Genomic DNA, 26,516 nt, shown 5'->3' on the forward strand with positions numbered 1-26,516 from the left:
TGATAATTATGTTAATTTTTACATGTAAAAAATTATTATAAACAATTAACTTTTTTAAATTAAAAATATCAAATATATTTAATATATTTATAAAATTTATTAATTAAATAATTATGATATAGTTATATAATGTTTTTTAAAAAAAATCAAAAAACATATTTTAATATACGAGAATACAGTCTAATAGACTATATTTTTATATTTAGAAAAATAATACAATCTAAATAAGTATATAATTATATAAGAAAAATATATATTTATTAATATATTTAACAAAAAAATATTTATATAAATTGGAAATATAATCAATAATTTTAATAATATTGAAATTAACCATCTAAATATTAACCAAATTAAAATTTTAGGAATCATGAGATTAATATTAAAAAATATGATTTCTATACCATTACACAACGCATTAGCTACATCTTTTTTTTCAGATATATAGTAAATAAAGGATATAAAAAACATACTATGTAATAACATTTTCAAAATTGTAAATAAACTAAATTTAACTTCTATTAATGAATATTGCAAACAAAGAATTAAAGAAAACAAAAAAAAAGATTTAAATACATATTTAATTATGTAATAAAAATTTTTTATTAAAAATGATGAAATAAATGGTATCACACCAAATATTAATGTTAATAAAAATAAATTACTAATAACTGTACTAATAATTTTCATAAATATAGAATAAAAAATTATTTTTTTTTGACTTGCGTTCATATTATATATCATTTGAAATGAAGATATTTTTTTAAAATAATCTATATTATATAAGCAAGATGCTTCATGTGTAGTAACACTAAAAGCACAGTGTATTAATAATTTTATAAGCGAGGTTATAGTAGAAAATATTAATATTTTTGTTATATTTTTATAAAAAAAATGATGTACATCTATCATTATCATATATATATTAAACAAGATATATCCTCCTTATATTAAGTAAATAATATATGTCGATATTATAAATAATATAACTATAAAAATATATTTTATTAAAAATTTTTTTACATAAAAACATTTATTTCTTAGGTAAAAATATTTTTTGTTTCATTCTTAAATCTAATCACTTGTTGTTTCATTTTTATTAACATTTTTTCAACATCACAAATATTATCTTCTATAATTTTTACTATACATGAACCACACACAATACCTTGTATACCAGTTTTCAAAATATCTTTAACTTGAGAAGGTTTATTAATTCCAAATCCTTGTATAATAGGAGAAGATTGATATTTTTTTAATTTTTTAATGGTTTGTACTAATAATTTATTAGAATATATTTTTTGAATACCAGTTACTCCAGGTCTAGATACGAGATACACGTACCCCTGGCTACTATCAGCTATTTTTTTTACTAAATTACTACTAGCGTCCGGAGGGCAAACAAAAACTGACAATATGTTATATGTATTTGCTATTTTTTTAAATGAATAAGATTCTTCTATTGGTACATCTGCAATTAAAACAGAATCAATACCAAATGAACTACAATATGAATAAAAATACTTTAATTTATGATATAAAATAAGATTAGCGTATGTTAATATTCCAATTGGAATTGCAGGATGTTTAGATCGTATATTTTTAATAGCACTAAAAAACTGCTTAACAGTAACATTATTTTTTAAAGCTCTATCATGTGCTTTTTGTATAATAATTCCATCTGATATTGGATCAGAAAATGGTATTCCTAATTCTAATGCATCAGCACCATTTTTGATTAAGATATCAACAAGCTCTAAAGAGACATCCATAGATGGATCTCCTAAAACTACAAAAGGAATAAAACAACATTCTTTTTTAGAATACAACTGTTTAAATAAACTTTTATATCGTGAGTTCATGTTTATACTTATTTTGACTTATTAATAATATTATCAATAGTTGTAAGATCTTTGTCTCCCCGACCAGATAAGTTCACAATTATTGTTTGTTTTTTTGTAGGATTCATATGCATTAATTTTAACGCATATGCAATAGCATGCGATGACTCTAAAGCTGGAATTATACCTTCTAGTCTAGATAATTTTAAAAATGCATCAATTGCTTGTTTATCAGTAATAGTTACATATTTAACTCTTTGTATATATTTTAACCATGCGTGTTCTGGTCCGATTGAAGGAAAATCTAAACCAGCTGAAATTGACCACGATTTTCTAATTTGTCCATCATTATTTTGCATGAGATATGATTTCATACCAAAATAAATTCCTTTCTTACCTAAATTTAAAGCAGCTCCATGTTGATTCGTATGTAATCCTAGTCCAGCAGGTTCAACACCAATTAATTTAACTGATTTATCCTTTAAAAAAGATGAAAATATTCCAATTGCGTTAGATCCTCCACCTACGCAAGCAACAATAAAATCAGGTAGAATATTATTTTTTGACAAAATTTGTTTTTTAGTTTCTTGTCCAATTATTTTTTGATATTCTCGTACAATAGTAGGATAAGGGTGGGGGCCTGCTACTGTTCCAATCATATAATGAGTATCAGGATAACTATTAGACCAATCTCTTAAAGCCGCATTACAAGCGTCTTTTAGAGTTCCTAATCCAGATGATACAGGAATTACTTCTGCTCCTAATAATCTCATTTTAAGAACATTTTGAGATTGTCTAGACATGTCTGTAACTCCCATGTATATTCTACACTTTAACTGCAACAGAGAACAAGCTATAGCAGAAGCTACTCCGTGTTGACCCGCTCCTGTTTCTGCAATAACGCATTTTTTTTTCATTTTCTTTGCTAATAGAGCTTGTCCTAATACTTGATTAGTTTTATGAGCTCCTCCGTGCAATAAATCTTCTCTTTTTAAATAAATTTTAGTTTTTGTATTGTTAGTAATATTTGTACATAATGTTAAAGGAGTAGGTCTACCTGCATAAGAACACAGTAAATTATGCAATTTTTTATTAAATTTTTTATTATTTTGCGCTTCAATAAAAATTCTTTCTAATTCATATAAAGCTGGCATTAAAATTTGTGGAACAAACATTCCTCCAAATTTTCCAAAATAGGGATTAAGTATAGTCATAATATTAACTGTTAATTTTTTTTTTAAGTAAATTCTTATTTTTTGAACAGAGTCGTAATATTGCAAATACTGATTTAATTTTATCAGGATCTTTAACTCCCGGACTTTTTTCTAAACCTGAATTTAAATCTAATCCAAGAAAACCTAATGTAGATGCTAAAAAAATATTTTTTATATTTAAACCTCCAGCTAACATCATATTAGATATATTAAATTGTGTTATTAATTTCCAATCAAAATTTTTTCCTGTTCCACCTGTTTTATGGTCTAATATGTAACGATCAATATATTCATTTTTATATATAACAGTATTTTGATTTACAGATACTGCTTTCCAAATACGCACATTATTAGGTAATAATTTCTTTAAAGTATTAATAAATTCATTAGTTTCTGTTCCATGTAATTGTACAGCATGTAGATTTAATTTATAAACTTTTTTTAAAATATCTTGATGCGTTTGATTACAAAAAACACCGACATATTTTAATGAAGCATTTTTTACAATTTTTATTCCTTGTTTTGTAGTAATGAATCGTTTTGATGAAGGAATAAAAATTAAACCTCCATATACACAACCTACTTGTTCTGCTAATTTAGCATTTTCATAAATTGTTAAACCACAAATTTTGTTATCACCGTATATTAATTTACGTACACAAAATTCTAAATTAGTTGAATGCATTAAATGTGTTCCAATTAAAAAACCATCAACTAATTTACTAAGTAAGCGAATATCTTTATAATTATTAATACCTGATTCGCAGATAATAATTTTATTTTGAGGAATTAACGGGGCAAGTTTTTTAGTAGTATCAAGATTTACAGATAAATCATTTAAATTTCTGTTATTAATTCCAATTACTGTAGCTTTTAAAAATAAAGCACGTTTTAATTCATTTAAAGTATGTACTTCAGTTAATATTCCTAAGTTCATACTAATTGCGATTTTAGATAATTGTATATACGTTTTATTATCAAGAATAGATAGCATTAATAATATTGCATCTGCTTGATGATACCGTGCATAATATATTTGATATGGATCAATAAAAAAATCTTTACATAATAATGGTTTATCTGTTTTTTCACGTGCTTGTAATAAATATTGAAAACTACCATGAAAAAATTTTTTTTCTGTAATCACCGAAATAACATCAGCATGTTTATGATAAGTTGATATTATTTCTGAAATATTAAATTTTTCTCTAATAATGCCGTGTAAAGGAGAAGATTTTTTACACTCTAATATAAATGATGGACTATTTTTTTTTAATTTTTTTTCAAAAAAATAGTTTGTTTTTTTAATTTTTCTAGAAAAAGAACTTAAAGGTACACTTTGTTTTTTATGTTGAATCCATTTTTGTGTATATTTTAATATTTTAGAAATTATATTATTTTTCATAATTTTTCTTAAATAAATAATATTTATAATGTAGATAACTTAGTAACAAAATCATATACTTGACCCGTATTAATGAAATTTAAAATTTTTAATGTATTTTGTGAAATATTATCATTTCCTAAAACTTTCATTAATAATGCTACATTAATTGCAATTGTTTGTGCATATACGGGACTCCCTTTTCCTTGCAATAATTTTATAGTTTCCATATAATTTTCTTGCTTAGTTTTGTTGATAAGATATTTTTTATTACATTTTTCTAAGCCAAAATCCTTCGGGTAAATTTTATATTTAATAATTTCTTTGTTATTTAATTCAACTACATGCGTTCTAGAATAGAGTGTAGCCTCGTCCGTTCCTCCACTATGTACAATAATAGCTCGTTTATATTGCAAATTAGACAATATTTGAGCATATAAAAACATTAATTCTTTTTTATATACACCAATCAATGCATGTTTAGGTTGAGCGGGATTCAGTAAAGGACCTAATATATTAAAAATAGTTCTAGTATATAGTGATTTACGAATATTTGAGATTTTTTTAAAATCATTAAAATATGAATTGGCTAATAAAAAACAAATATTTTCGTTATCTAGACATTTTCTAGATTTTTTAGGTGATAATGCAATATTTATATTTAATTTTTTTAATAAATTTGCAGATCCAAAGTTTCCAGAAGAACTTATATTGCATATTTTTGCTATTTTAATACCATAACATGCTGCAACCAAAGCACTAACAGTAGATATGTTAAAACTATTTTTTTGATCACCTCCTGTACCTACAATATCAGACACAATATAATTAGGTTTAGGAAATAATTTTACTGATTGCATTAAAAATTTTCTAGCTCCAATAATTTCTTCGTATGTTTCTGTTCTATACGACAGAATCGATAATATCGATGATATCTGTATATCATTAATATTTTTACGAAAAATATTATTAAATAAAGTATAACTTTCCAATTCATTTAAATATTTTCCATTATATATTTTTTTTAAAATTTTTTTCATTTGCATATACAACCATAAATAATATTCAGTTAACAATAGTAAAATGTATTAATATATCATTATAACTCTATTTTAAAAAATTGTTATATATCATATCTATGTTGTACTATATGATATTTTATATTAAATATTTTATGAAAAAACTTATTATTTAATACGTATTATATTAATTGCAATTTTTTATAAATTATTAATATATTAATATTAGTAAAATTAATTTTAAATATAAACATTATGTACAATATTTATATTTTCATAAATGAAAATTTCAATAAATACATCAGGATATTAAAATTAATTATAAATTATAATCAAACAATAAAATACGATTATATTTAAAAGCATACATAAAAATGTATGAAATATTATAAATAAATATTTATGAATATTTTTTCTAAAAATTGTTTTATTGAATTATTCATATAATTTATGTGAATAATAGATACAGAATATATGAACTAAAAAAAAATAGATATATATTATACATATAATAATTTTTATTATATTAATATATTGAATATTACATAAAATATAAATATATTGTTTATAATCAATAATTTATATATTATAATAATTATTTAGTTTAATGATAACACTCTTTTTTTATAAAAACAAAATATTTATTTTGTTAAAAATGTTTTAATAGATAAATATTTTTATAAACATATTTAAAAAATTATTTATATGTTTAAACAAAAAATTATATAATTATATTTATAATAATAAACTTGTTAAATGTAAAAAATGTTGTATATAAAATTATCAATAAAATTTATTATAATTTATATATATAGGAACTATTTTATGAAAGAAAGAATTCAAAAAATATTATCTAACTTTGGTTTAGGATCACGTCGTACTATTGAAAAAAAAATTCATCAGAAATTAATTAAAATAAATGGACAAATCGTCTCTTTAGGACAAAGTTTTTTAAAAAATGAAATAAAATGCGTTTTATTAAATAATAAAAAATTTTTTCTAAAAAAAAATACAACAAAAATCATTATTTATAATAAACCTGTTGGTGAAATTTGTACTAAAAAAGATGAAAAAAAAAGAAATACTGTTTTTGATAAATTACCGAAATTATTGTATTCTAAATGGATCAGTGTAGGAAGATTAGATATTAACACTTCAGGTTTATTGTTATTTACTAATTATGGAGAATTAGCATATAGACTCATGCATCCACGTTATATGATTAAACGAGAATACTTAGTTAAAATTTTTGGAAAAATATCAAAAAAAAAAATTTTAACTTTAAAAAAGGGAATTAAAATTGGTTCATCGATTTCAAAATTTTACGAAATTCTTAGTATAAATAATCAAAAAAAAAACAAATGGTTTCGAGTATCCTTGCTACAAGGTAAAAATCGTGAAGTACGTTTACTATGGAATTCAATTGGTATACAAGTTAATAAATTAATTCGAATTAGTTATGGTTCTATACTTTTACCAAGAAATTTACAGAAAGGAAAATTTATAGAACTAAATTCTGTTAATATAAAAAATATTTTTAATTCCGTCAATTTATAAATATTAAAATTTTTATAGTTAACAAAAAACAATTTTTAAAAATATTAATTATATATTTAATAAAAATAAACATAACACCATTTAGTTGATGTTTATTCTTAAAATATAAAATTACTGTAAATTTAATATGTTAAAATAAATACTTTATAAATACGTAATTCTTACTATATTAGTTATTTATTTTTTTGACGAATTAATTTTTTTATATACTGTACGTGTTTTTTTTAAAAAATATTTTAAAATATTGGCTTGTCCTATTAATATAACTTGACTTTTAATATAATCATGTCCTCCAATAAAATCTGTCATCAATGCTCCTGACTCTCTAATCTGTAATTCTGCAAAATTTATATTTAATAATTTTTCATTAAATCCAATATAAATATTAATTTTTCCAGAAGATAAATATGCTAAATCTAAAATAGAACAACCAGTGTGTCGAAAAGAAGTTGTTTCTCGGATAAGTTGTTGAATTAATAAAACATACAAATTAGTATTATATTGACTTCTTTGTCTAAAATAAAAAGCTATAATTTTATCAAAATCATTATCGTATGTACAACATCTAGTACGAAAACCGTTTAATTGAGCACCTTGACCTTTAATAGCTGTAAATAAATCATTTTTAATGGGATCATATATCACTGACATATACATTTGATTTTTTTCTTTTATTAATATTGATAGACAAAAATGTGGAATTTTTTTAATAAAATTCATTGTTCCGCTCAAAGAATTAACTAACCACTGATTATTTTGTATTGTAGATATTTTTTTAGAATATATATCATGAATAGAATGTTGAGGATATGATTGATGGATAATAGAATAAATTGAAGAAAAAATTCTTTTTCGTATTTTACGAAGATAATAGATTTTATTTAATGAATTTAACTCGTTCCTAATATCTTTAGAATCATAATTTTGAGCAATGATTTTTCCACCCATTCGAATAGCTCTGATAGCAATATTTAACATAGGATTCATTTAATAATCTCTCATATATAATATTATTTATAATAATAACTACAAATAAATATTTTTTAATATTAAAATTCAGAATCTTTATCTAACTGAATGTTTATTATATACTTGTTTAAATAAATTTAAAAAATTTATTTTTGTTTTAGGAAAAAATCATATCAATTAATATATTTCGGAAAAATAATGTTTAAAAAACAATGTTTAGAAAATAAATCAAAAAAAAAAATCAATTTATTAAATTTTAATTTGCAAAAAATGATAAATTTCGTATTACAATTAGGAGAAAAAAAATTTCGAGCTATACAGATAATGGAGTGGATTTATAAAAAAAATTGTATTAAATTTGAAAAAATGAATAATTTAAGTAATTTCTTACAAGAAAAATTAAAAAAAAAATCTGTTATTCAATTACCTTACTGTATAAAAGAATTAAAATCAACTGATGGTACAATAAAATGGAATTTTTTATTTGATACTGAATGTGTTGAAACAATATATATCCCAGAAAAAAAACGTGCTACTTTATGTATTTCATCTCAAGTAGGATGCATGTTAAATTGTAAATTTTGCGCTACAGGTAAACTAGGATATACTCGTAATTTGCTAGTTTCAGAAATTATTGGTCAAATATGGTATGCTATAAATAGAATAAATCAATATGGAAAACAAGCCTGTATTTTACCACCAATCAAAAATATTGTTATGATGGGTATGGGAGAACCTCTATTAAATTTAAAAAATATTCTTATTGTAATTGATATTATTTTACATAAATATGGTTTTAATTTTTCTAAAAATAAAGTTACTTTATCAACAGCGGGTCTTGTTCCAGCTATAAATAAAATAGCAGGAAAAATAGACGTCTCATTAGCAATTTCATTACATGCATCTAATGATTGTGTTCGTAACACAATTATGCCTATAAATAAACGTTATAATATTAAGATGTTACTATCATCTGTTAAAAATTATTTAAATAAATCAACAGCAAATCGAGGTATAGTAACAATTGAATATGTTATGTTATTATATATCAACGATGATAAAAGTCATGCAAAAGAATTAGCATGTTTATTAAAAAATATACCCTGTAAAATCAATTTAATTCCTTGGAATTCTATAAAAAATTCTTCTTATAAATGTAGTAGTTATAATAGAATCACTACATTTTTTGAATATTTAAAAAAAAAAGGTTTTATTATTACAATTAGAAAAAATAGAGGATCTGACATCCAGGCTGCGTGCGGACAATTAATAGGTACACAGAATTCTTTTCGTAAATCAATAAATATCTTTAATTTATAAATTTCATGTTTTATATAAAACAAAAAATTTTTTATATATCAAAATTTTTAAAAATTTAATTTAATTAATAATTTTAATCCAGAAGGTTTTATTTTATATGAGTAAAAAATATCAATCAGTTAGAGGTATGCACGATATTCTTCCTGTAGAAACTTATTTCATACAAACAATTGAAAAAAAAATAAAAAAAATTTTAAATAGTTGTTCATATTTTGAAATTCGTAGCCCAATAATTGAATATACCAAATTATTTAAAAAATCAATTGGCAATAATACTGATATTATTCATAAAGAAATGTATAATTTTAGAGATAAAAAAAAGAAAAAAATCTCATTGAGACCGGAAGGAACAGTCAGTTGTATTCGAGCTTGTATACAAAATAATATATTTTATAATTCTAAAATTCAAAAATTATGGTATTACGGTCCTATGTTTCGTTATGAACGACCACAAAGAGGACGATTTAGACAATTCCAACAACTTGGAGTTGAATACTTTGGTATAAATAATATTTTTATTGATTATGATATCATCATGTTAACCGTAACTATTTGGAAAAAATTAAATCTATCAAAATATCTAATATTAGAAATAAATTCTCTTGGTAACATAGAAGATAGAAAAGATTTTGTTTTAGATTTAAAAAAATTTTTTCAAAAATATATGTCAAAACTAACTACGTATGAAAAAAAATTATTATCCACTAATCCCATTCGTATTTTAGATAGCAAAAATACAAATATTATAAAATTATTAAGATTTGCACCTATGTTACATCATTACATAAATTCACATTCATATAAACGTTTTAAGAAATTATGCAATTTGTTAACTCAATCTAAAGTTAATTATATTGTAAATCATCGATTAGTTAGAGGTTTAGATTACTATAACGATACTGTATTTGAATGGACAGCAAAAAAATTAGGTTCACAAAGCGCTATTTGTGCAGGTGGTCGATACGATAATTTAGTAGAATATTTAGGTGGAATGAAAAATCCAGCTATTGGTTTTGCTATGGGTATAGATAGATTAATCACGTTAAAAAAATTAATTAATCCAGAATATTTTGAAAATTTTTTTATTGATATAAACATTATTTTTTTAGAATCTATGTATTCAGTATTATCAATATACATCGCTAATCAATTACACTCCATGTGGCCAAAATTAAAAATTAATACTTCTTTGAACAAATTTAGAAAAAATAATTATTTAAAAAAATCAAAAAAAATAAAATCAAAATTTTTATTAATTTTACAATCTAATCTATTAAATGTAAATAAAATTTTAGTTAAAAATATATGCAAAAAAAAAAATAAAATAATTTCAATAAATCGAATTTTTCAAAATCCATGTATTTTTATTAATTGATAATATTATTATATGACATATGATATTAAGATATGAAATTATTTAATCAATAAAATAATTTTTTACATCTTTCAAATATTAAAAATAATTGATACTTTATTATAAGAAAAAAAATGATAAATAAAAAACTACAAATAGCAGACAAAGAAATCTGGAATTTAATTCAAAAAGAAAAAGCAAGACAAGAATCATGTATTAATTTAATCGCATCAGAAAATTATGCAAGTCATTCTATATTAGAAGCTCAAGGTTCCTGTTTAACAAATAAGTACGCAGAAGGATATATTGGAAATCGTTTTTATAATGGATGTAATATAATCGATGAAATTGAAAGTATTGCTATTAATAGAGCTAAAAAGCTTTTTAATGTCGAATATGCTAACGTGCAACCTCATTCTGGGTCACAAGCCAATTTTGCAATTTTTCAGGCGTTACTAAAACCAAGAGATGTAATTTTAGGTATGAATTTAAATCATGGAGGACATTTAACACACGGATCTACTGTAAATTTTTCCGGAAAAATTTATAAATCTTATACTTATGGTATTACTTCAAATGGTGAAATAGATTATAAAAATTTTCAATATTTGTCAATGTTACATCGACCTAAAATGATCATTGGTGGATTTTCTGCATATTCAGGTATTTGTGATTGGCAATATATGCGTAAAATTGCTGATAAAATTAATGCTTACTTTTTTGTAGATATTTCGCATATCGTAGGTTTAATTATAGCTGGATTATATCCTAATCCTATTAAATATGCTCATGTTGTTAGTACTACTACACACAAAATTTTAGGGGGACCGAGAGGAGGATTAATACTTTCAAATAATGGAAACAAAACGTTATATTCTAAATTAAATGCGTCTGTTTTCCCTGGTAGTCAAGGAGGACCTTTAATGCATGTTATTGCAGCTAAAGCTATTTCTTTTAAAGAAGCTTTAAGTTCAGATTTTTTATTATTACAAAAAAATACAATTATATTTGCAAAAAAAATGGTTGAAATATTTTTAGAAAAAAAATTTAGAATTATTTCGAGAAAAACAAAAAATCATTTATTTTTAGTTGATGTTTCTACTAAAGGAATTACTGGAAAAGAAGCTAGTGATATATTATCTACTGCTAGAATTATTGTAAATAAAAATACTATACCTAATGATCCTAAAACACCTTTTATTACATCTGGAATTCGTATTGGTACTCCAGCACTTGCTAAACGTAAATTTAAAATCAATGATGTTAGTCAAATTACTTATTGGATATGTAAAATTTTAAATAATCCACATGATTTATCTTATATTCAAAAAACAAAAAAAAGAACAAAAAAACTCTGCAAAAAATATCCTATTTATAATGTATAAAAATTATTTATAATTAATTACTTATATAATTAGTATACATATTATCAAATTTATATTTTTTTTATATAAAATTTTAAATATAAAAATGTCTTACATAATATTTTTTTGTTCAATAATTAGTAAAAATATTTTATGTTACATGTATTATGTGTAACATAATTCTTATTAAGATAAGAATATAATATAAAATGTATCAATATAAATTATTTTTAATTGATTAAATTAACTATATATTAATAAATTATAATATAATTTTTTATTAAATAATTATTCACTATATTTAAAACTAATAAATATTAATAAATATAATAAATTAATTATATTATTCTATCAAAACCCACAAAGGATTTATTCCAGTAGATTGTGTAGTAATTTCAAATAAATAACCATTGTTATTATTAATATAATAAATTTTTATAGAATTAGATAATTCTCCAACAATTACTAATATATTACCATCTTCACTAATGTTAAATGATCTCGGTTGTAATAAGGTTCGATAAGTATGTATCTTTAATAATAAACCTTGTTTTTTATCAATATAAAAAAGAGAAATAATACTATTAGCTCGATCACAGGCATATAAATAATTTCCCGTAGGGTGAACGTGGATGTCTGAGGACCAAGCAGAGCATATAGATGATTGTGATATTAATGAAATCGATTGTATTAACTGTAATTTTATTAATTGATCATTAATAAACCACACATCAATTGTTCCGCTTAACTCATTAATTGAATATAAATATTGACGTAATGGATGAAAAGTAATATGTCTTGGACCACTATTATAGGCAGTACTAATAATATTTTTTAAAATTACAGTTATCTTTTTATTTTTATTATGTTGTATTTGATAAATATAAATTTTGTTTTCTTTAAGAGCTGATGCAAATAGTAAATTACTTGTATAATGCATTCTTATAGAATGACATCCTTTTAAATTTTCTATTAAAGAAACAGTACTACGAATTAACCCGTATAAATTTAAAGAATAAACACTAAATCCATTTCCGTGATATGAAGCACAGAATAACATTGTTTTTTTTTTATTTAATGAAATATAATTAGGTGTATTAAATACTTTAACTTCGTGTATTTTTCTAAACTGATTATTTAAATTTTTTTTATAAGTAATAATTTTATTATTTCCTGTTTCTCCAGTATATAATAATTGATATTTTTTGTTGTATTTTAATGGTTGAGGTTTACCAGGAGTAGTAATGGTATCTACCTTTAATAAAGTTAAATTATTTTTTAAAATCCAATGTTCAATGCAATGACTTACTGAACAAGAAATAAATATATCTTTTTTCACGTTTATTTCCACTTAAATTTATTCCTAATTTAGTAATTAATCTTTTTATATTACATACTTTATATTAAAGTAAAATCATTTTGATGTAGTAATATTACTTAATCGATTTTTTATTATATTAATCAAAAATTTTTCAATCCACAATAAAATATCCAATTCGTTATTAAATAAATGATAGTAATATAACTTGTTAGTAATTAATTTCCAATTATTCGGATTTTTAATAATTTTTTCACATATCCAATTAATATTTAAAATATTTTGTTTTTTAAAAACAAGACATACTTTCTTTTTAGAACATTGAATTTTTTTTATTCCTATTTTACTAGACAGAATTTTTACTTTTTTTAATAAAAAAAAATTTTTTACACATCTTGGTAATGTTCCGAATAAATAGTATAATCTTTTTTTAAGATTATTTAATTCTCTATTATTATTAATACGTGAAATCTTTTTATAAAAAAATAATCTAAGATTTACATCATTTATATAGTCTTCAGGAAAAATAGCTGATATATGTAATTGAATATTTACATTATTATCGCTAGAACTTAATTCATTAAGAGCAACGTTATTTTTACTTTTTTTGATTTCATCAATAGCATTATTTAAAAATTTTTTGTATAATTTTATTCCGATAGTTTTAATATGTCCACTTTGATTTTTTCCTAATAATTCACCTACTCCTCTAATTTCCGAATCGTGTATAGATAATATAAATCCAGAACCTAAATTTGTTAAAGATTGTATAAGGTTTAATCTTTCTTGTGCTTTTTTGCTAGGTTTTATATTATTTGACATAAAAAAAAATGCATACGCTTGTATTTTAGATCTACCAATACGACCCCTTAATTGATGTAATTGCGATAATCCAAATTTATCAGCATGTTCTATAATTATAGTATTTACATTGCTAATATGAATTCCGGTATCTATTATTGTAGTACATATAAGAATGTCAAAATCTTTATTTGAAAATTTACACATGATTTTATGTAAATCTTTTCGAGGTATTTTTCCGTGGCTTATTTGAATACGTGCTTCTGGAACTAATTTAGATAAATATTTTTTTTTTTCTTCTATATTTTTTATAACATTATATATGTAATATATTTGACCTCCTCTTTTTAATTCTTTAATAATAGCTTTTCGTATAGTCTGATTATCAGAATACTGAACAATTGTTTTTATAGCTAATCTTTTTTTTGGAGGTGTTGATATAATCGATAAATCCCGTATACCTAATAAAGACATATGTAAAGTTCTAGGAATTGGAGTAGCAGTTAATGTTAGAACATCTATATTTATGTATAATCCTTTTATTTGCTCTTTATGGTATACACCAAAACGATGTTCCTCATCAATAATTAACAACCCTAAATTTTTCCATATTAAAGATTTTGATAAAATTTTATGAGTACCTATTAATATATGAATACTACCTAGTTTTATTTTTTTTTGAATATCACGTTCTTCTGATAAAGAAGTAAAACGAGAATATGTATCAATATTATATGTATATTCAGCAAACCTATTTATAAAAGTATGATAGTGTTGTTGTGCTAATAATGTTGTAGGCACTAATAAAGCTACTTGTTTTTTATTATTAAGAGCTATAAAAGAAGCTCTCATGGCTATTTCAGTTTTTCCAAAACCTACATCTCCACACAATAATCGATCCATTGGAACAGGTTTTTGCATATCACTTATAATTTCTTCAATAGATTGTTGTTGATCTTTCGTTATAAAATATGGACATGTATTACAAAAATTATGATATTCTTGAGCATTTTTTTTAAAAGAAAATCCTTTTCTTAGTAATCGATGAGATTCATTATCAATTAATTGAATAGCTATATCATGAATTTTTTGTTTTATTTTTTTACACTCTAGTAACCATTTTTTATTGCCCAAAGTATGTAAAGGAACGTCTGAAAGTGTTGTAAAACCATATGATTTAATTAATTCAAGAGAAGTTATAGGAACATATAATTTAGCTTGATCTGCATACATAATAACACAATACTCTGCTAGTATCCCTTTAGTATTTAAAGTACATAAACCAACATATCGACCTATACCATATTTAATATGAACAACTAGTTGATTTTTTTTAAATGGTTGTTTTTTTGAAATAAATTCAGAAAAATTTTTTTTTATTATCTTTTTTTTTATATTTTGTGCCATATAATAAAAATATTCCAATATAAGATTAATAAAAAGAAAAATAATAACAGTTTTATACATAATTTTACTGAAAAAATATGTATAATATATTTTCTACAATTGATTCGTATATTTAAACTTTATAAATATAAATATCATATTATACTAAAGTAGTATAAATAAAAATAAAAATTTTAAAATATATATGTATTAATACTACTTAAACATACCACGAATATCATACATAATATTTTTAACTATATTAAATGATATTTATAAATATTGTTAATAATATTATTAATCATTTTAACATATAAATTTTATTAGAATTAAATATTTATATGTAATTATATACAAATATTTGTGTTTTTAAAAATCAAATAATATAGAAAATAATATTCAATTATATTAAGATGATATTTAACAAATTAAGTATTCTACACTGTAATATTGAAAATGGTTAATAAATCATTTAAAATATATTTAAATATAAAAAATTCATGTAGAAAATATTATTTCTATAATAATTATTATACTAATTAATATTATAGTTATAATTTTTTTTTAAATAAAATATTATAATATTAAAAATAAAAATTTTTTTACACTCATTCTAAATATGTATCTTAAAAAAATAATATTTAATATACATATTTAAATTTATTGGTATCTATTCAAATGAATATTAGAATTGCTATAAATGGATTTGGTCGAATTGGACGCATGATATTTCGACTAGCTCAAAAAAGACCCAATATAGAAGTAGTTGCAATTAATGATTTATTGACTCCACAATATATTGCATATATGTTAAAATATGATTCGACACATGGCTTATTTAAAGGATTAATTCAAGAAAAAGATAATTATTTACTCATAAATAATAAAAAAGTTTATATCTTTTCTGAAAAAGAACCTAAAAATATTGATTGGTACTCTCTTGATGTTGATATTGTTATGGAATCTACTGGAATTTTTTTAACTACTGAATCTGCTTCACAACACATACAAGCAGGAGCAAAAAAAGTTATTTTGACAGGACCGTCGAAAGATGACACTCCTATGTTCGTGAGAGGTGTTAATTTTAATCAGTATAATAATCAAAAAATTGTTTCTAATGCATCTTGTACAACAAACTGTTTAGCTCCTTTAGCAAAAGTAATAAATGATGAATTTGAAATTATTGAAGGTTTAATGACTACAGTTCATGCGACAACAGCTACTCAAAAAACAGTAGATGGAGTTTCTTTAAAAGATTGGAGAGGAGGAAGAAGTGCTTTACAAAATATAATACCTGCATCTACAGGAGCAGCACAGGCTGTAGGAAAAATTCTTCCAGAATTAAATAAAAAAATCACTGGTATTGCATTTCGAGTACCTGTAGCAAATGTATCAGTAGTAGATTTTACTGTTAGATTAAATAAAAAAACAAGTTATTTAAACGTTTGTTCTGCTATAAAATTAGCATCACAAACATACATGAAAGATGTTATTGGATACACAAATGAAGAATTAGTATCTAGTGATTTTAATGGATTGCATTTAACATCAATATTTGATGAAAAAGCCGGTTTATCTTTGAACAAAAATTTTATTAAACTAATATCTTGGTATGATAATGAAATTGGTTATTCTAGTAAAGCACTAGACTTAGCAGAATGGATTTCATCAAAATAATTTTATATATTTTATGAATGTATAAATGTCATATTTATATATATTCTGACAGTATTCAGTAATATTTATTTTAATACTGTCAAATATATATCTATTATGTATAAAAATTTTTATTAATAATTATTATATAATTTATATAATCCAAAATATTTTTAATAATTAAAGATTAATTACATAAATTATTAATTTCTGAAGCAATTAATTTCAACCAATTAGTAACGCGTTTTCTAGTTAAATGTGGTTGATTATCTTCATCAATTGGTAATCCAAAAAAATGTGTTTTGTCTTTTTGTGCGCGAGAAGCTTCAAAGAAATAGTTTTTAATTGGCCAAGAACCTACAAATTTAACATTTTTTTTTTTTAAAAGGTGATACATAATTCCTAGTGAATCACAGAAATATTCTGAGTAATCTTCTTGATCACCACATCCAAACAATGCTACTATTTTTTTATTTAAATGTATTTTTTTTAAAACATGTAAGGATTCTTCCCAGTCGCATTGTAATTCTCCGTAATACCATGTAGATATACCTAAAAATAAAATATCAAAATTTTCCATATTTTTTAATGGAGAAACAGCAATATCAAATATTGCAGATTTTTTAATATTTAATTTTTTCTGTATCATATAAGAAACTTTTTCTGTATTTCCGGTATCACTGCCATAAAAAATACCTATGTTTTTCATTGTGTATCCATATAAAAAAATATTAATAAAAATTGATATTATTAATACATAAAATGTATACTATATTTATAGTAGTGTTGTTATTTTAATTTTTAAAAAACAGATAAAAAAATAATTATTATTTATATATATATATAATATATTATATATATATATAAATAATAATTTAAAGTAGTTTATATAAATATTTTGTTTATATATTTTGTATAATATAGTATATTATATTTAATAGTATATTTTTAATATTCATTTATTTTTAATGTCTGTTTAAAAATAAATGAATATTAAAAATATTCTAAAAAAATATTTATATATAATGTATTTCTTTCAAAATAAAAAATAAATTTTTATAAAAAACAATAAAAAAACTATATTCATATGTTTAAAATTATTAAATAAACTCTAAATATAAAAAAACAAAGTTGTCGTGTAGTGCACACAAAAAACATAAATACATCTATTTTTTTATTATTATATCAATTTTTTCGAAATAGAAATATAATAATCAATTATCTCAATAACAATTTAATTTTTATAAAATCAAAAAAATTAAATTTATCCGTTTGTATAAAAAATTATTTTTTATTTAATCAATAAAATATATTAAAATTGAAAATATAATTTCAACCAAGAAAAGAGACAAACCTATTCAAAATATTTTTTATAAAAAAGATATTACTATTAATAAATTTTATAGTCAAAAAATATTATATACAATATATTAATAATAATTTTTATTTACTGTATAAAAATTTGATTTTTATAGAAATCATCAAATCATATGTTTAAAAATTACTTTTTATATACAATTTAAATTAATATTTTTAACAATTAAAACCATAAAAAAAACATAAATTTTATTTAATATACATTAAAATTTAATATATTAATTTTTCTGTAATAAAAATTAAAAATAGTACTTCATTCAAAAATTTTTATAAATTATGTATCCTATTGAATAGAACCATGAAATAAACATTTACATTAATATTATTAATTTTTAATATCTACTTTGAACGCAAGAATTTTATTAATATAAATATATTTATTGAGTATGCTAAAAAACAATCAATTCAAATACTCAATTAAGTATTATAAAAGAAAAATTCTTTAAAAAAAATTATTTTAATTATCATATAGAAAGATATATACTTAAAATAAATTAATATAAAATAATCAACAAAAATTATTAATAGTAAGTTGTATTGATTAAAACTAGAAATAATTTTTTTTAAAAAAATTAATACTATTTTTCTATCTATAATTATGAATTTTAATGATACTTTTAAAAATAAATAAAAAAAAATACAAAAATATTTTAAAAATATATAAATCCCCGCAATTCATAAAAAATATATTTAAATATAATTAGAAATTTATTTTCAAATATCAATATATATAAATATTATTTATAATTTACTACAAAATTTTTTAAAAAAAATCAGTATTTAAAAAAAAAAGAGTTCTTTAATATGAATAATTTTATTCTCGAAGAGATTATCAATAAAAAATTAAAAAGCCATAAATATAAAAAAGATTATACACCTAACGGTTTACAGGTAGAAGGAAAAGATGAAATAAAAAAAATAATTACAGGAGTGACAGCTTGTCAAAATCTTTTAAAAATTGCTTTACAAAAAAATGCAGATGCAATTATTGTACATCACGGTTATTTTTGGAACAATCAAGAAAAAAAAATTTTAGGTATGAATAGACATCGTTTAAAAATATTATTATCAAATAATATTAATCTATATAGTTGGCATTTACCGCTAGATTTACATCCTGAATTCGGTAATAACATTCAACTAGGAAAATTACTAAACATTACTACTTATGGTTGTGCATTTTCATATGTCTTTATAGGAAAATTCAAAAAAAAACAAACTGTAACATCATTAATTCAAACCATATCAAAAAAATTAGATAGAATTCCATTTCATTATGGTCGAACAGGACCTAAATATATTAAACGTGTTGCTTGGTGTACAGGAAAAGGGCAAAACTTTTTTAATCAATCTATAAAATTAAAAATTGATGCATATTTAACTGGAGAAGTTTCGGAAGAAACAATTCATATAGCTGAAGAAAATAATGTACATTTTTTTTCTTTAGGACACCATGCTACAGAAAAATCAGGAATTTTTTCATTAGGAAAATGGTTATCTCAAAAAGATCAAAACTTGAACGTTACCTTTGTTGATATACATAATCCAATTTAATAATATATTCCATTTATTAAATTTTAATTCGTAATTCACTATATAATAGATATGTAAAATATATATGACAAATAAAAAAAAAATATTTTCATTATGGAAGACAGGATGGTTGTACTCAAACAACCAATTATTTTTAGAAAACATTTATAAAAAATTTTTATCCAATTCAAAAACACTAGATTCATCTTGGAAAAAAACATTTAATAAGATATCTAATAATAAACGTATAACGAATAGTAACAACATTACTGCTCAACCTAAATCTCAAACAAAAAAAAATACTTTATATTCTTATTCTGATGTCATCTCAAAAAATTTAATACAAGAATATAAAAACAAATTATTAAAAGAAAAATTTTTAAATTTAATAAATTCTTACCGAATATATGGACATTATATGTCAAATTTAAATCCGCTGACATATTTAAAAACAATAAAAAACATTCCTGAATTATCTTATTTATTTCATAATATTCAATCAAAAGAACTTAATTATAAAATAAATTTCAATTTTTTATGTTTTAAAAAAAATATCAATTCCTTTAACGAAATGTATTTATTTTTCAAAAAAAAATATTGTAGTTATATTGGATTTGAATATATGCATTTAAATAATATCAAACAAAAAAAATGGTTACAAAATTATATTGAAACTAAAAATGTTAAAAACTCACTGTCTAGTAGTGAAAAAAAAGAAATATTAGAAGATTTAATTCAATCTACTACTTTTGAAAAATTTATTCATACTAAATTTCCAGGAAACAAACGATTTTCTTTAGAAGGATGTGACATTTTAATTCCAATGTTAAAAAGAATTATAATGTTTTGTATTAAAAAAAAAACCAAAAAAATATTTTTAGGTATGGCTCATAGAGGTCGATTAAATGTAATGTATAATATTTTACACTATAATGTATTACACATGTTTCATAATACAGATTTGTCCTGTAAACATCATAACGGTACTGGAGATGTAAAATACCATATAGGATTAAAAAAAACCATCCAACAAAACAACAAAAAAGTTGAAATTAACTTGTTAGATAACCCTTCACATTTAGAAATTATAACACCTGTTGTTATTGGTTGTTGTAAATTTTTTTTAGATCAAAAATCTTCTCAATATAAACCTTTACCTGTTATTATACATGGAGATGCTGCTTTTATTGGACAAGGTGTAATACAAGAAACTTTAAATATGTCTCAAGTTCCTGCATACAATGTTTTAGGTAGCGTACATATTATTATTAACAATCAAATTGCTTTTACTACATCTAAAAAAAAATATTTAAGAACTAGTTTTTATTGTACAGATATTGCGAAGATGATTGATTCCCCTATTTTCCATGTTAATGCCGATCAACCTGAACATGTGATATTTACTATTGAGTTAGCTTTAAAATTTCGATATTTATTTAAAAAAGATGTTTTTATTGAATTAGTCTGTTACCGAAGATTAGGTCATAATGAAGTTGATGATCCATATATAACTCAGCCAAAAATGTATAATATAATAAAAAAACATAAAAGTATTTGTACTTTATACTCTAAAAAAATAATAAATATATTAAAAAAAAGAAATACTTCATATGAACAACTATATATACATTTTATGCAAAAATTATATAAAAGAATACAAAACTATAGTTCCGATAAAAATAATTTAAAAAAAATACATCATAAAAACAATCCTAAAAAATATTTAATTAACCGAGTTCACGATTTAGATTCTCTAAATAAAATAGCAACTGAACTATTCACTTTACCAAAAAATTTAATTGTACACAATCAAGTAAAAAAAATTTTTTTTAATCGCATGCAAATGATTAATAACAAAATTCCTTTGGACTGGGGTTCGGCAGAAAATTTAGTTTATGCTGTTTTAATGTACTATGGTATTACATGTCGATTAACTGGAGAGGATGTACGAAGAGGAACCTTCTGCCATAGACATGCTTCTGTTATTTGTCAACAAAAAAATACTACATATATTCCATTACAAAATCTATCTTCTGTTAGCGGTTTATTTTATGTTTGGGATTCAGTTTTATCAGAAGAATCTACTTTAGCCTTTGAATATGGTTACTCAAAAGTATCTCATACTACATTAAATATATGGGAAGCTCAATTTGGTGATTTTTCTAATGGAGCTCAGATTGTTATAGATCAATTTATAACATCTGGTTTACAAAAATGGGGATATTCTTCATCTCTAGTAATCTTACTCCCACATGGTTATGAAGGACAAGGACCTGAACATTCATCTGGTCGATTAGAACGATATTTACAACTGTGCGCACAAAACAATATTAAAATTTATATACCTACTACAGTATCCCAAATGTATCATATTTTGTTACAACAAGGATGTAGTAAATATAAAATTCCTATAATTATATTTACCCCTAAATCATTGTTAAGAAACCCATTAACATTTATATTCATGAAAGAATTATTAATAGAAAAATTTCATAAAATTTTATTAACACAATTAAACAGTACTTATAATTCAATATCTTGTATTATTTTTTGTTCAGGCAAAATTTATTATGAATTACTAAGTTTTTACCAAAAAAATAATATTATTGATACTATAATAATACGTATTGAACAATTATATCCTTTTCCATATTTAAAAATAAATAAAGCTATCCATAAATTTACTCAAGTAAAATATTTTATATGGTGTCAAGAAGAACCAATAAATCAAGGTAGCTGGAAATATATATATTTTTATTTCAAAAAATATATTTTAATAAATTATAAATCAATTTTTTTAAAATACATTGGTCGACCAAAATTCTCTTCTACTGCAGAAGGAAATTTAATAGATCATAAAATGCAACAAAAAAAAATTATAAAATCAGCATTTTCAATGTCAATGAAAAAAAAATAACAAGTGAAAAATATGAATAAAAATATTAAAATTTTAGCTCCTGATTTACCCGAATCAATTAATAATGCAGTAATCTTAAAGTGGCACAAACAAATAGGAAATACTGTTCAAGAAGATGAATTAGTAGTTGAAATTGAAACAGATAAAATTATATTAGAAGTATCATCTCCTGTTTCTGGTATCTTATACTCACAAAATATGTCTATAGGCCAGAGTATACAGTCACAGTCTGTATTAGGATATGTTCAGCCAATTAAAAAAAAATCAAATATATTTAATACAAAAACCCATTCAGTAAAAAAAAATAATGAAAGAGATTTTTTTACACCAAAGATACGTAGATTAATAACAAATAATGAAATTAATAAAGTGATGATTAAAGGAATAAAAATAAACAAAAAAATTACTAAGGATGATTTTATTTTTAAAAAATCATGTATTTTAAATAAAGAAAAACAAACTGAAAAAACAAAAACAAACATTTTACTAGAAAAAATTGTAAATAATGACACGTCATCTAGAACAAGATCTTGTAATCGGATTGCAATGAATCCATTAAGAAAAAAAATATCAGAAAGATTATTATCAACTATTCAAAATACAGCTATGTTAACTACTTTTAATGAAGTTAATATGAAACCAATTATGTTGTTAAGAAATAAATACGATGACTGTTTTAAAGAAAAGCATGGTGTAAAACTAGGATATATGTCTTTTTATGTAAAAGCAGTAATACATGCATTAAAAAAATTTCCGGACATGAATGCCTCTATAGAGGGCACTGATATTATTTATCACGATTATTATGATATTAATATTGCTGTATCTACTCCTAGAGGATTGATAACACCTGTTCTAAAATACGCTAATCATTTATCTATGTTTGAAATTGAAAAAAAAATAAAATCTTTTTCTATTTTAGGTCAGTCTGGAAAATTACAGTTAAAAGATCTAGAATCTGGTACATTTACTATTACTAATGGAGGAGTTTTTGGTTCACTATTTTCTACTCCAATCATTAACCCCCCCCAAGTAGCTATTCTAGGCATGCATTATATTAAAAATAGACCAGTAGTTATATGTAATAAAATAAAAATACTTCCTATGATGTATTTAGCTATATCCTATGATCATCAATTAATTGATGGAAAACAAGCAATACAGTTTTTAAATTGTATAAAAGATACTATAGAAGATTTTTCTAGAATTATAATAGACATATAATGTCGAGATATTTTATAAATGATATTTTAGTATGATTATTTTAATATAATAAAATCAATATATAATTAATATACCTTGAATATTTTTTATATAATAATTAATTATATTATTAAAATTTATGTATTGCACACCAAATCAATTATATAAAATGTTAAATTTGTTTTATTACTTTAAAAGATTAGTTAATCATACTTTCTGACATACCGAATATAATATATGTACTATATTTTTTATTTTATAAAAAATAAAAAATACATTGTACTGTGATTAATATTTAGTACACAATACTAATTAATTTACATATTTTAACAAAAATAATACAATATTTACTGTATACAGAAAAATATACATGAAATTATGACATTCTATGTATTTTGAAAACATAAAATTTAGGTGAATGATGAAAAATAAAAAAATAGTACTAATGAGACACGGAGAAAGTCAATGGAACCAACTAAATAAATTTACTGGATGGAAAGATATTTCATTATCCGAAACAGGAAAAAAAGAAGCTCGGCATGCAGCTAAAATATTACAAAAAAATAAATTTAAATTTGACATTGCATATACATCAGTATTAAAAAGAGCTATCCATACTTTATGGATAATATTAAAAAAATTAGATTATGCATGGATACCAGTGCATAAATCATGGAAATTAAATGAAAGAAATTATGGATCTTTAGAAGGTTTAAACAAAGATGAAGTAGTGAATCAGTATGGGCACAAACAAGTTCAATTATGGAGAAGAAGTTTCTCTGCTCTACCTCCAAAAAACAATAATTCAGATATTATTTGTTTAAAAAATGACGAAAAATATAAAAATATAAAAACAGAAGACCTTCCAAATTCTGAAAACTTAAAAATGACATATCATAGAGTAATTAATTTTTGGAAATCTAATATTTTACCTCAAATACAAAAAAACAAAAAAATAATCATAGTAGCACATGGTAATTCCTTACGTGCATTAATAAAGTACTTGAATAATATTAATGATGTTGAAATTGAAAAAGTAGATATTTCTACTGGTTCTCCAATTGTATATGAATTTTCTCACGATATTAAACCTTTACAATATTATTATTTATAATATATTTTATATTAAAATTAAATTCTTAAATTATTTGATAAAATATTAATATAAATGTTTTTTCAGTTTCTAATAAAAACGTTCTATTTAAATAATCTTAATTTTTAAAATTAATACATTATTTTCATAAAACTAATATTCAAAATTTTTATGTTATTTAAATAAATATTAAACATTAAGGTCGCGTCATTATAATGATTAAAAAAATAGGAGTTTTGACAAGCGGTGGCGATGCTCCGGGAATGAACGCAATTATACGGTCTATAGTATATACAGCTCGAAATAATAATTTAGAAGTAATTGGTATCAAAAATGGTTTTTTAGGTTTATATAACGATACTATTATTCCATTATATCGTAATAATGTATCTAACTTAATGAATACAGGTGGAACATTTTTAGGATCTTCTAGATTTTTAGAGTTTAGATTGCCGCAAATACGACAAACTGCTGTTAGTAATATTTTAAAAAGAAAAATTGATGCTTTAATTATAATAGGTGGTGACGGATCATATATAGGAGCTAAATGTTTAACTGATATGAACGTTCCTTGCATAGGAATTCCAGGTACAATTGATAATGATGTTTCTGGAACTGACTATAGTGTAGGGTATTTTACTGCCTTAGAAACAATAGTTAATGCTGTTGATAAATTAAGAGACACCATTTCTTCACATCAAAGAATTTCTATTATTGAAATAATGGGTCGTTATTGCGGAGATTTAACATTATTGGCAGCTATTGCCGGAGGGTGTGAATTTATTATTATTCCAGAAATAATTTATAGAAAAGAATCATTATTATTAGAAATACAAAAAAGCATAAAAAAAGGCAATAAACACGCTATTGTAGCTGTTACTGAACATATATGTGATGTTAACAAATTGGCCAAATATATTCAAAGAAAAACTAATAAAGAAACGCGAGCTACTATATTAGGACATATTCAAAGAGGTGGAATACCAGTAGCATACGATAGAATACTGGCATCTCGTATGGGTATACATGCTATAAAACTACTTTTAAATGGACATAAAGGAAAATGTGTTGGTATTATAAATAATCAAATGGTTCACCATGATATTGATTATGCATTAAAAAACATGAAACAATCATTCAAAAAAGATTTATTACACGTAATAAATAATCGTATCGTCTAAAAAAATTTTTAATTTATTTAAATACTATT

Annotated in this window: 19 protein-coding genes; 10 read left to right on the top strand and 9 right to left on the bottom strand. The window is 22.0% G+C overall.

What is annotated here, in order from left to right:
• Positions 1-180: 180 nt before the first annotated feature.
• The 5 genes from BUCISPPA3004_RS02120 to trpD form a co-directional block, all read right to left on the bottom strand.
• A complete protein-coding gene (locus tag BUCISPPA3004_RS02120) occupies positions 181-918 on the bottom strand; it encodes a YciC family protein (protein WP_420021854.1) in 738 nt (245 codons plus the stop codon).
• A gap of 122 nt (positions 919-1,040) precedes the next feature.
• On the bottom strand, positions 1,041-1,862 hold the full coding sequence (gene trpA / locus BUCISPPA3004_RS00915) for a tryptophan synthase subunit alpha (protein WP_154048872.1): 822 nt from the start codon (positions 1,860-1,862) through the stop codon (positions 1,041-1,043).
• Positions 1,863-1,870: 8 nt separating this feature from the next.
• A complete protein-coding gene (trpB, locus tag BUCISPPA3004_RS00920; RefSeq protein ID WP_154049071.1) occupies positions 1,871-3,055 on the bottom strand; it encodes a tryptophan synthase subunit beta in 1,185 nt (394 codons plus the stop codon).
• Positions 3,056-3,059: 4 nt separating this feature from the next.
• The gene (gene trpCF, locus BUCISPPA3004_RS00925; protein WP_154048873.1) at positions 3,060-4,460 is read right to left on the bottom strand and encodes a bifunctional indole-3-glycerol-phosphate synthase TrpC/phosphoribosylanthranilate isomerase TrpF; all 1,401 of its coding nucleotides are present in this window, start codon (positions 4,458-4,460) and stop codon (positions 3,060-3,062) included.
• Between the two features lie 23 nt (positions 4,461-4,483).
• A complete protein-coding gene (gene trpD / locus BUCISPPA3004_RS00930) occupies positions 4,484-5,479 on the bottom strand; it encodes an anthranilate phosphoribosyltransferase (RefSeq protein WP_172598686.1) in 996 nt (331 codons plus the stop codon).
• Between the two features lie 804 nt (positions 5,480-6,283).
• Between trpD and BUCISPPA3004_RS00935 the strand changes: the two genes are divergently transcribed.
• Entirely contained in the window at positions 6,284-7,015 is a 732-nt protein-coding gene (locus BUCISPPA3004_RS00935) for a pseudouridine synthase (protein ID WP_154048875.1), read from the top strand.
• A 177-nt stretch (positions 7,016-7,192) separates the two neighbouring features.
• On the opposite strand, the gene BUCISPPA3004_RS00940 is transcribed toward BUCISPPA3004_RS00935, so the two are convergent.
• On the bottom strand, positions 7,193-8,002 hold the full coding sequence (locus tag BUCISPPA3004_RS00940; protein ID WP_154048876.1) for an inositol monophosphatase family protein: 810 nt from the start codon (positions 8,000-8,002) through the stop codon (positions 7,193-7,195).
• 180 nt (positions 8,003-8,182) lie between these two features.
• Between BUCISPPA3004_RS00940 and rlmN the strand changes: the two genes are divergently transcribed.
• From rlmN to glyA, 3 genes are all read left to right on the top strand, one after another.
• Positions 8,183-9,304 carry a 23S rRNA (adenine(2503)-C(2))-methyltransferase RlmN gene (rlmN, locus tag BUCISPPA3004_RS00945; RefSeq protein WP_154048877.1) on the top strand — a complete coding sequence of 374 codons (1,122 nt, stop codon included), beginning with the start codon at positions 8,183-8,185 and terminating at the stop codon, positions 9,302-9,304.
• 97 nt (positions 9,305-9,401) lie between these two features.
• Complete coding sequence (gene hisS / locus BUCISPPA3004_RS00950) at positions 9,402-10,679, top strand: histidine--tRNA ligase (RefSeq protein WP_154048878.1); 1,278 nt, start codon at positions 9,402-9,404, stop codon at positions 10,677-10,679.
• A gap of 113 nt (positions 10,680-10,792) precedes the next feature.
• Positions 10,793-12,043 carry a serine hydroxymethyltransferase gene (glyA, locus tag BUCISPPA3004_RS00955; protein ID WP_154048879.1) on the top strand — a complete coding sequence of 417 codons (1,251 nt, stop codon included), beginning with the start codon at positions 10,793-10,795 and terminating at the stop codon, positions 12,041-12,043.
• 322 nt (positions 12,044-12,365) lie between these two features.
• On the opposite strand, the gene BUCISPPA3004_RS00960 is transcribed toward glyA, so the two are convergent.
• The gene (locus tag BUCISPPA3004_RS00960) at positions 12,366-13,361 is read right to left on the bottom strand and encodes a beta-propeller fold lactonase family protein (protein WP_172598687.1); all 996 of its coding nucleotides are present in this window, start codon (positions 13,359-13,361) and stop codon (positions 12,366-12,368) included.
• A gap of 75 nt (positions 13,362-13,436) precedes the next feature.
• On the bottom strand, positions 13,437-15,548 hold the full coding sequence (gene mfd / locus BUCISPPA3004_RS00965) for a transcription-repair coupling factor (RefSeq protein ID WP_154048881.1): 2,112 nt from the start codon (positions 15,546-15,548) through the stop codon (positions 13,437-13,439).
• A gap of 657 nt (positions 15,549-16,205) precedes the next feature.
• Here mfd and gap point away from each other — a divergent pair.
• On the top strand, positions 16,206-17,204 hold the full coding sequence (gene gap, locus BUCISPPA3004_RS00970; protein WP_154048882.1) for a type I glyceraldehyde-3-phosphate dehydrogenase: 999 nt from the start codon (positions 16,206-16,208) through the stop codon (positions 17,202-17,204).
• Positions 17,205-17,370: 166 nt separating this feature from the next.
• Here gap and fldA read toward each other — a convergent pair whose 3' ends face one another.
• Entirely contained in the window at positions 17,371-17,892 is a 522-nt protein-coding gene (fldA, locus tag BUCISPPA3004_RS00975) for a flavodoxin FldA (RefSeq protein WP_154048883.1), read from the bottom strand.
• A gap of 1,472 nt (positions 17,893-19,364) precedes the next feature.
• Here fldA and BUCISPPA3004_RS00980 point away from each other — a divergent pair.
• From BUCISPPA3004_RS00980 to pfkA, 5 genes are all read left to right on the top strand, one after another.
• Positions 19,365-20,114 (top strand): Nif3-like dinuclear metal center hexameric protein, encoded by a 750-nt coding sequence (locus BUCISPPA3004_RS00980; protein WP_154048884.1) that lies wholly within the window; start codon positions 19,365-19,367, stop codon positions 20,112-20,114.
• A 64-nt stretch (positions 20,115-20,178) separates the two neighbouring features.
• Positions 20,179-23,010 (top strand): 2-oxoglutarate dehydrogenase E1 component, encoded by a 2,832-nt coding sequence (locus BUCISPPA3004_RS00985; protein WP_154048885.1) that lies wholly within the window; start codon positions 20,179-20,181, stop codon positions 23,008-23,010.
• 12 nt (positions 23,011-23,022) lie between these two features.
• Positions 23,023-24,234, top strand: coding sequence for a dihydrolipoyllysine-residue succinyltransferase (gene sucB / locus BUCISPPA3004_RS00990; protein WP_154048886.1), 1,212 nt, complete (start codon positions 23,023-23,025; stop codon positions 24,232-24,234).
• 400 nt (positions 24,235-24,634) lie between these two features.
• Positions 24,635-25,327 (top strand): 2,3-diphosphoglycerate-dependent phosphoglycerate mutase, encoded by a 693-nt coding sequence (gpmA, locus tag BUCISPPA3004_RS00995; protein WP_154048887.1) that lies wholly within the window; start codon positions 24,635-24,637, stop codon positions 25,325-25,327.
• A gap of 194 nt (positions 25,328-25,521) precedes the next feature.
• Positions 25,522-26,487, top strand: a complete 966-nt coding sequence (gene pfkA / locus BUCISPPA3004_RS01000; RefSeq protein WP_154048888.1) for a 6-phosphofructokinase — start codon at positions 25,522-25,524, stop codon at positions 26,485-26,487.
• The last annotated feature ends 29 nt before the right edge of the window (positions 26,488-26,516 follow it).

It is taken from the genome of Buchnera aphidicola (Cinara splendens), assembly GCF_900698975.1.
GTDB lineage: Bacteria > Pseudomonadota > Gammaproteobacteria > Enterobacterales > Enterobacteriaceae > Buchnera_F > Buchnera_F aphidicola_AI.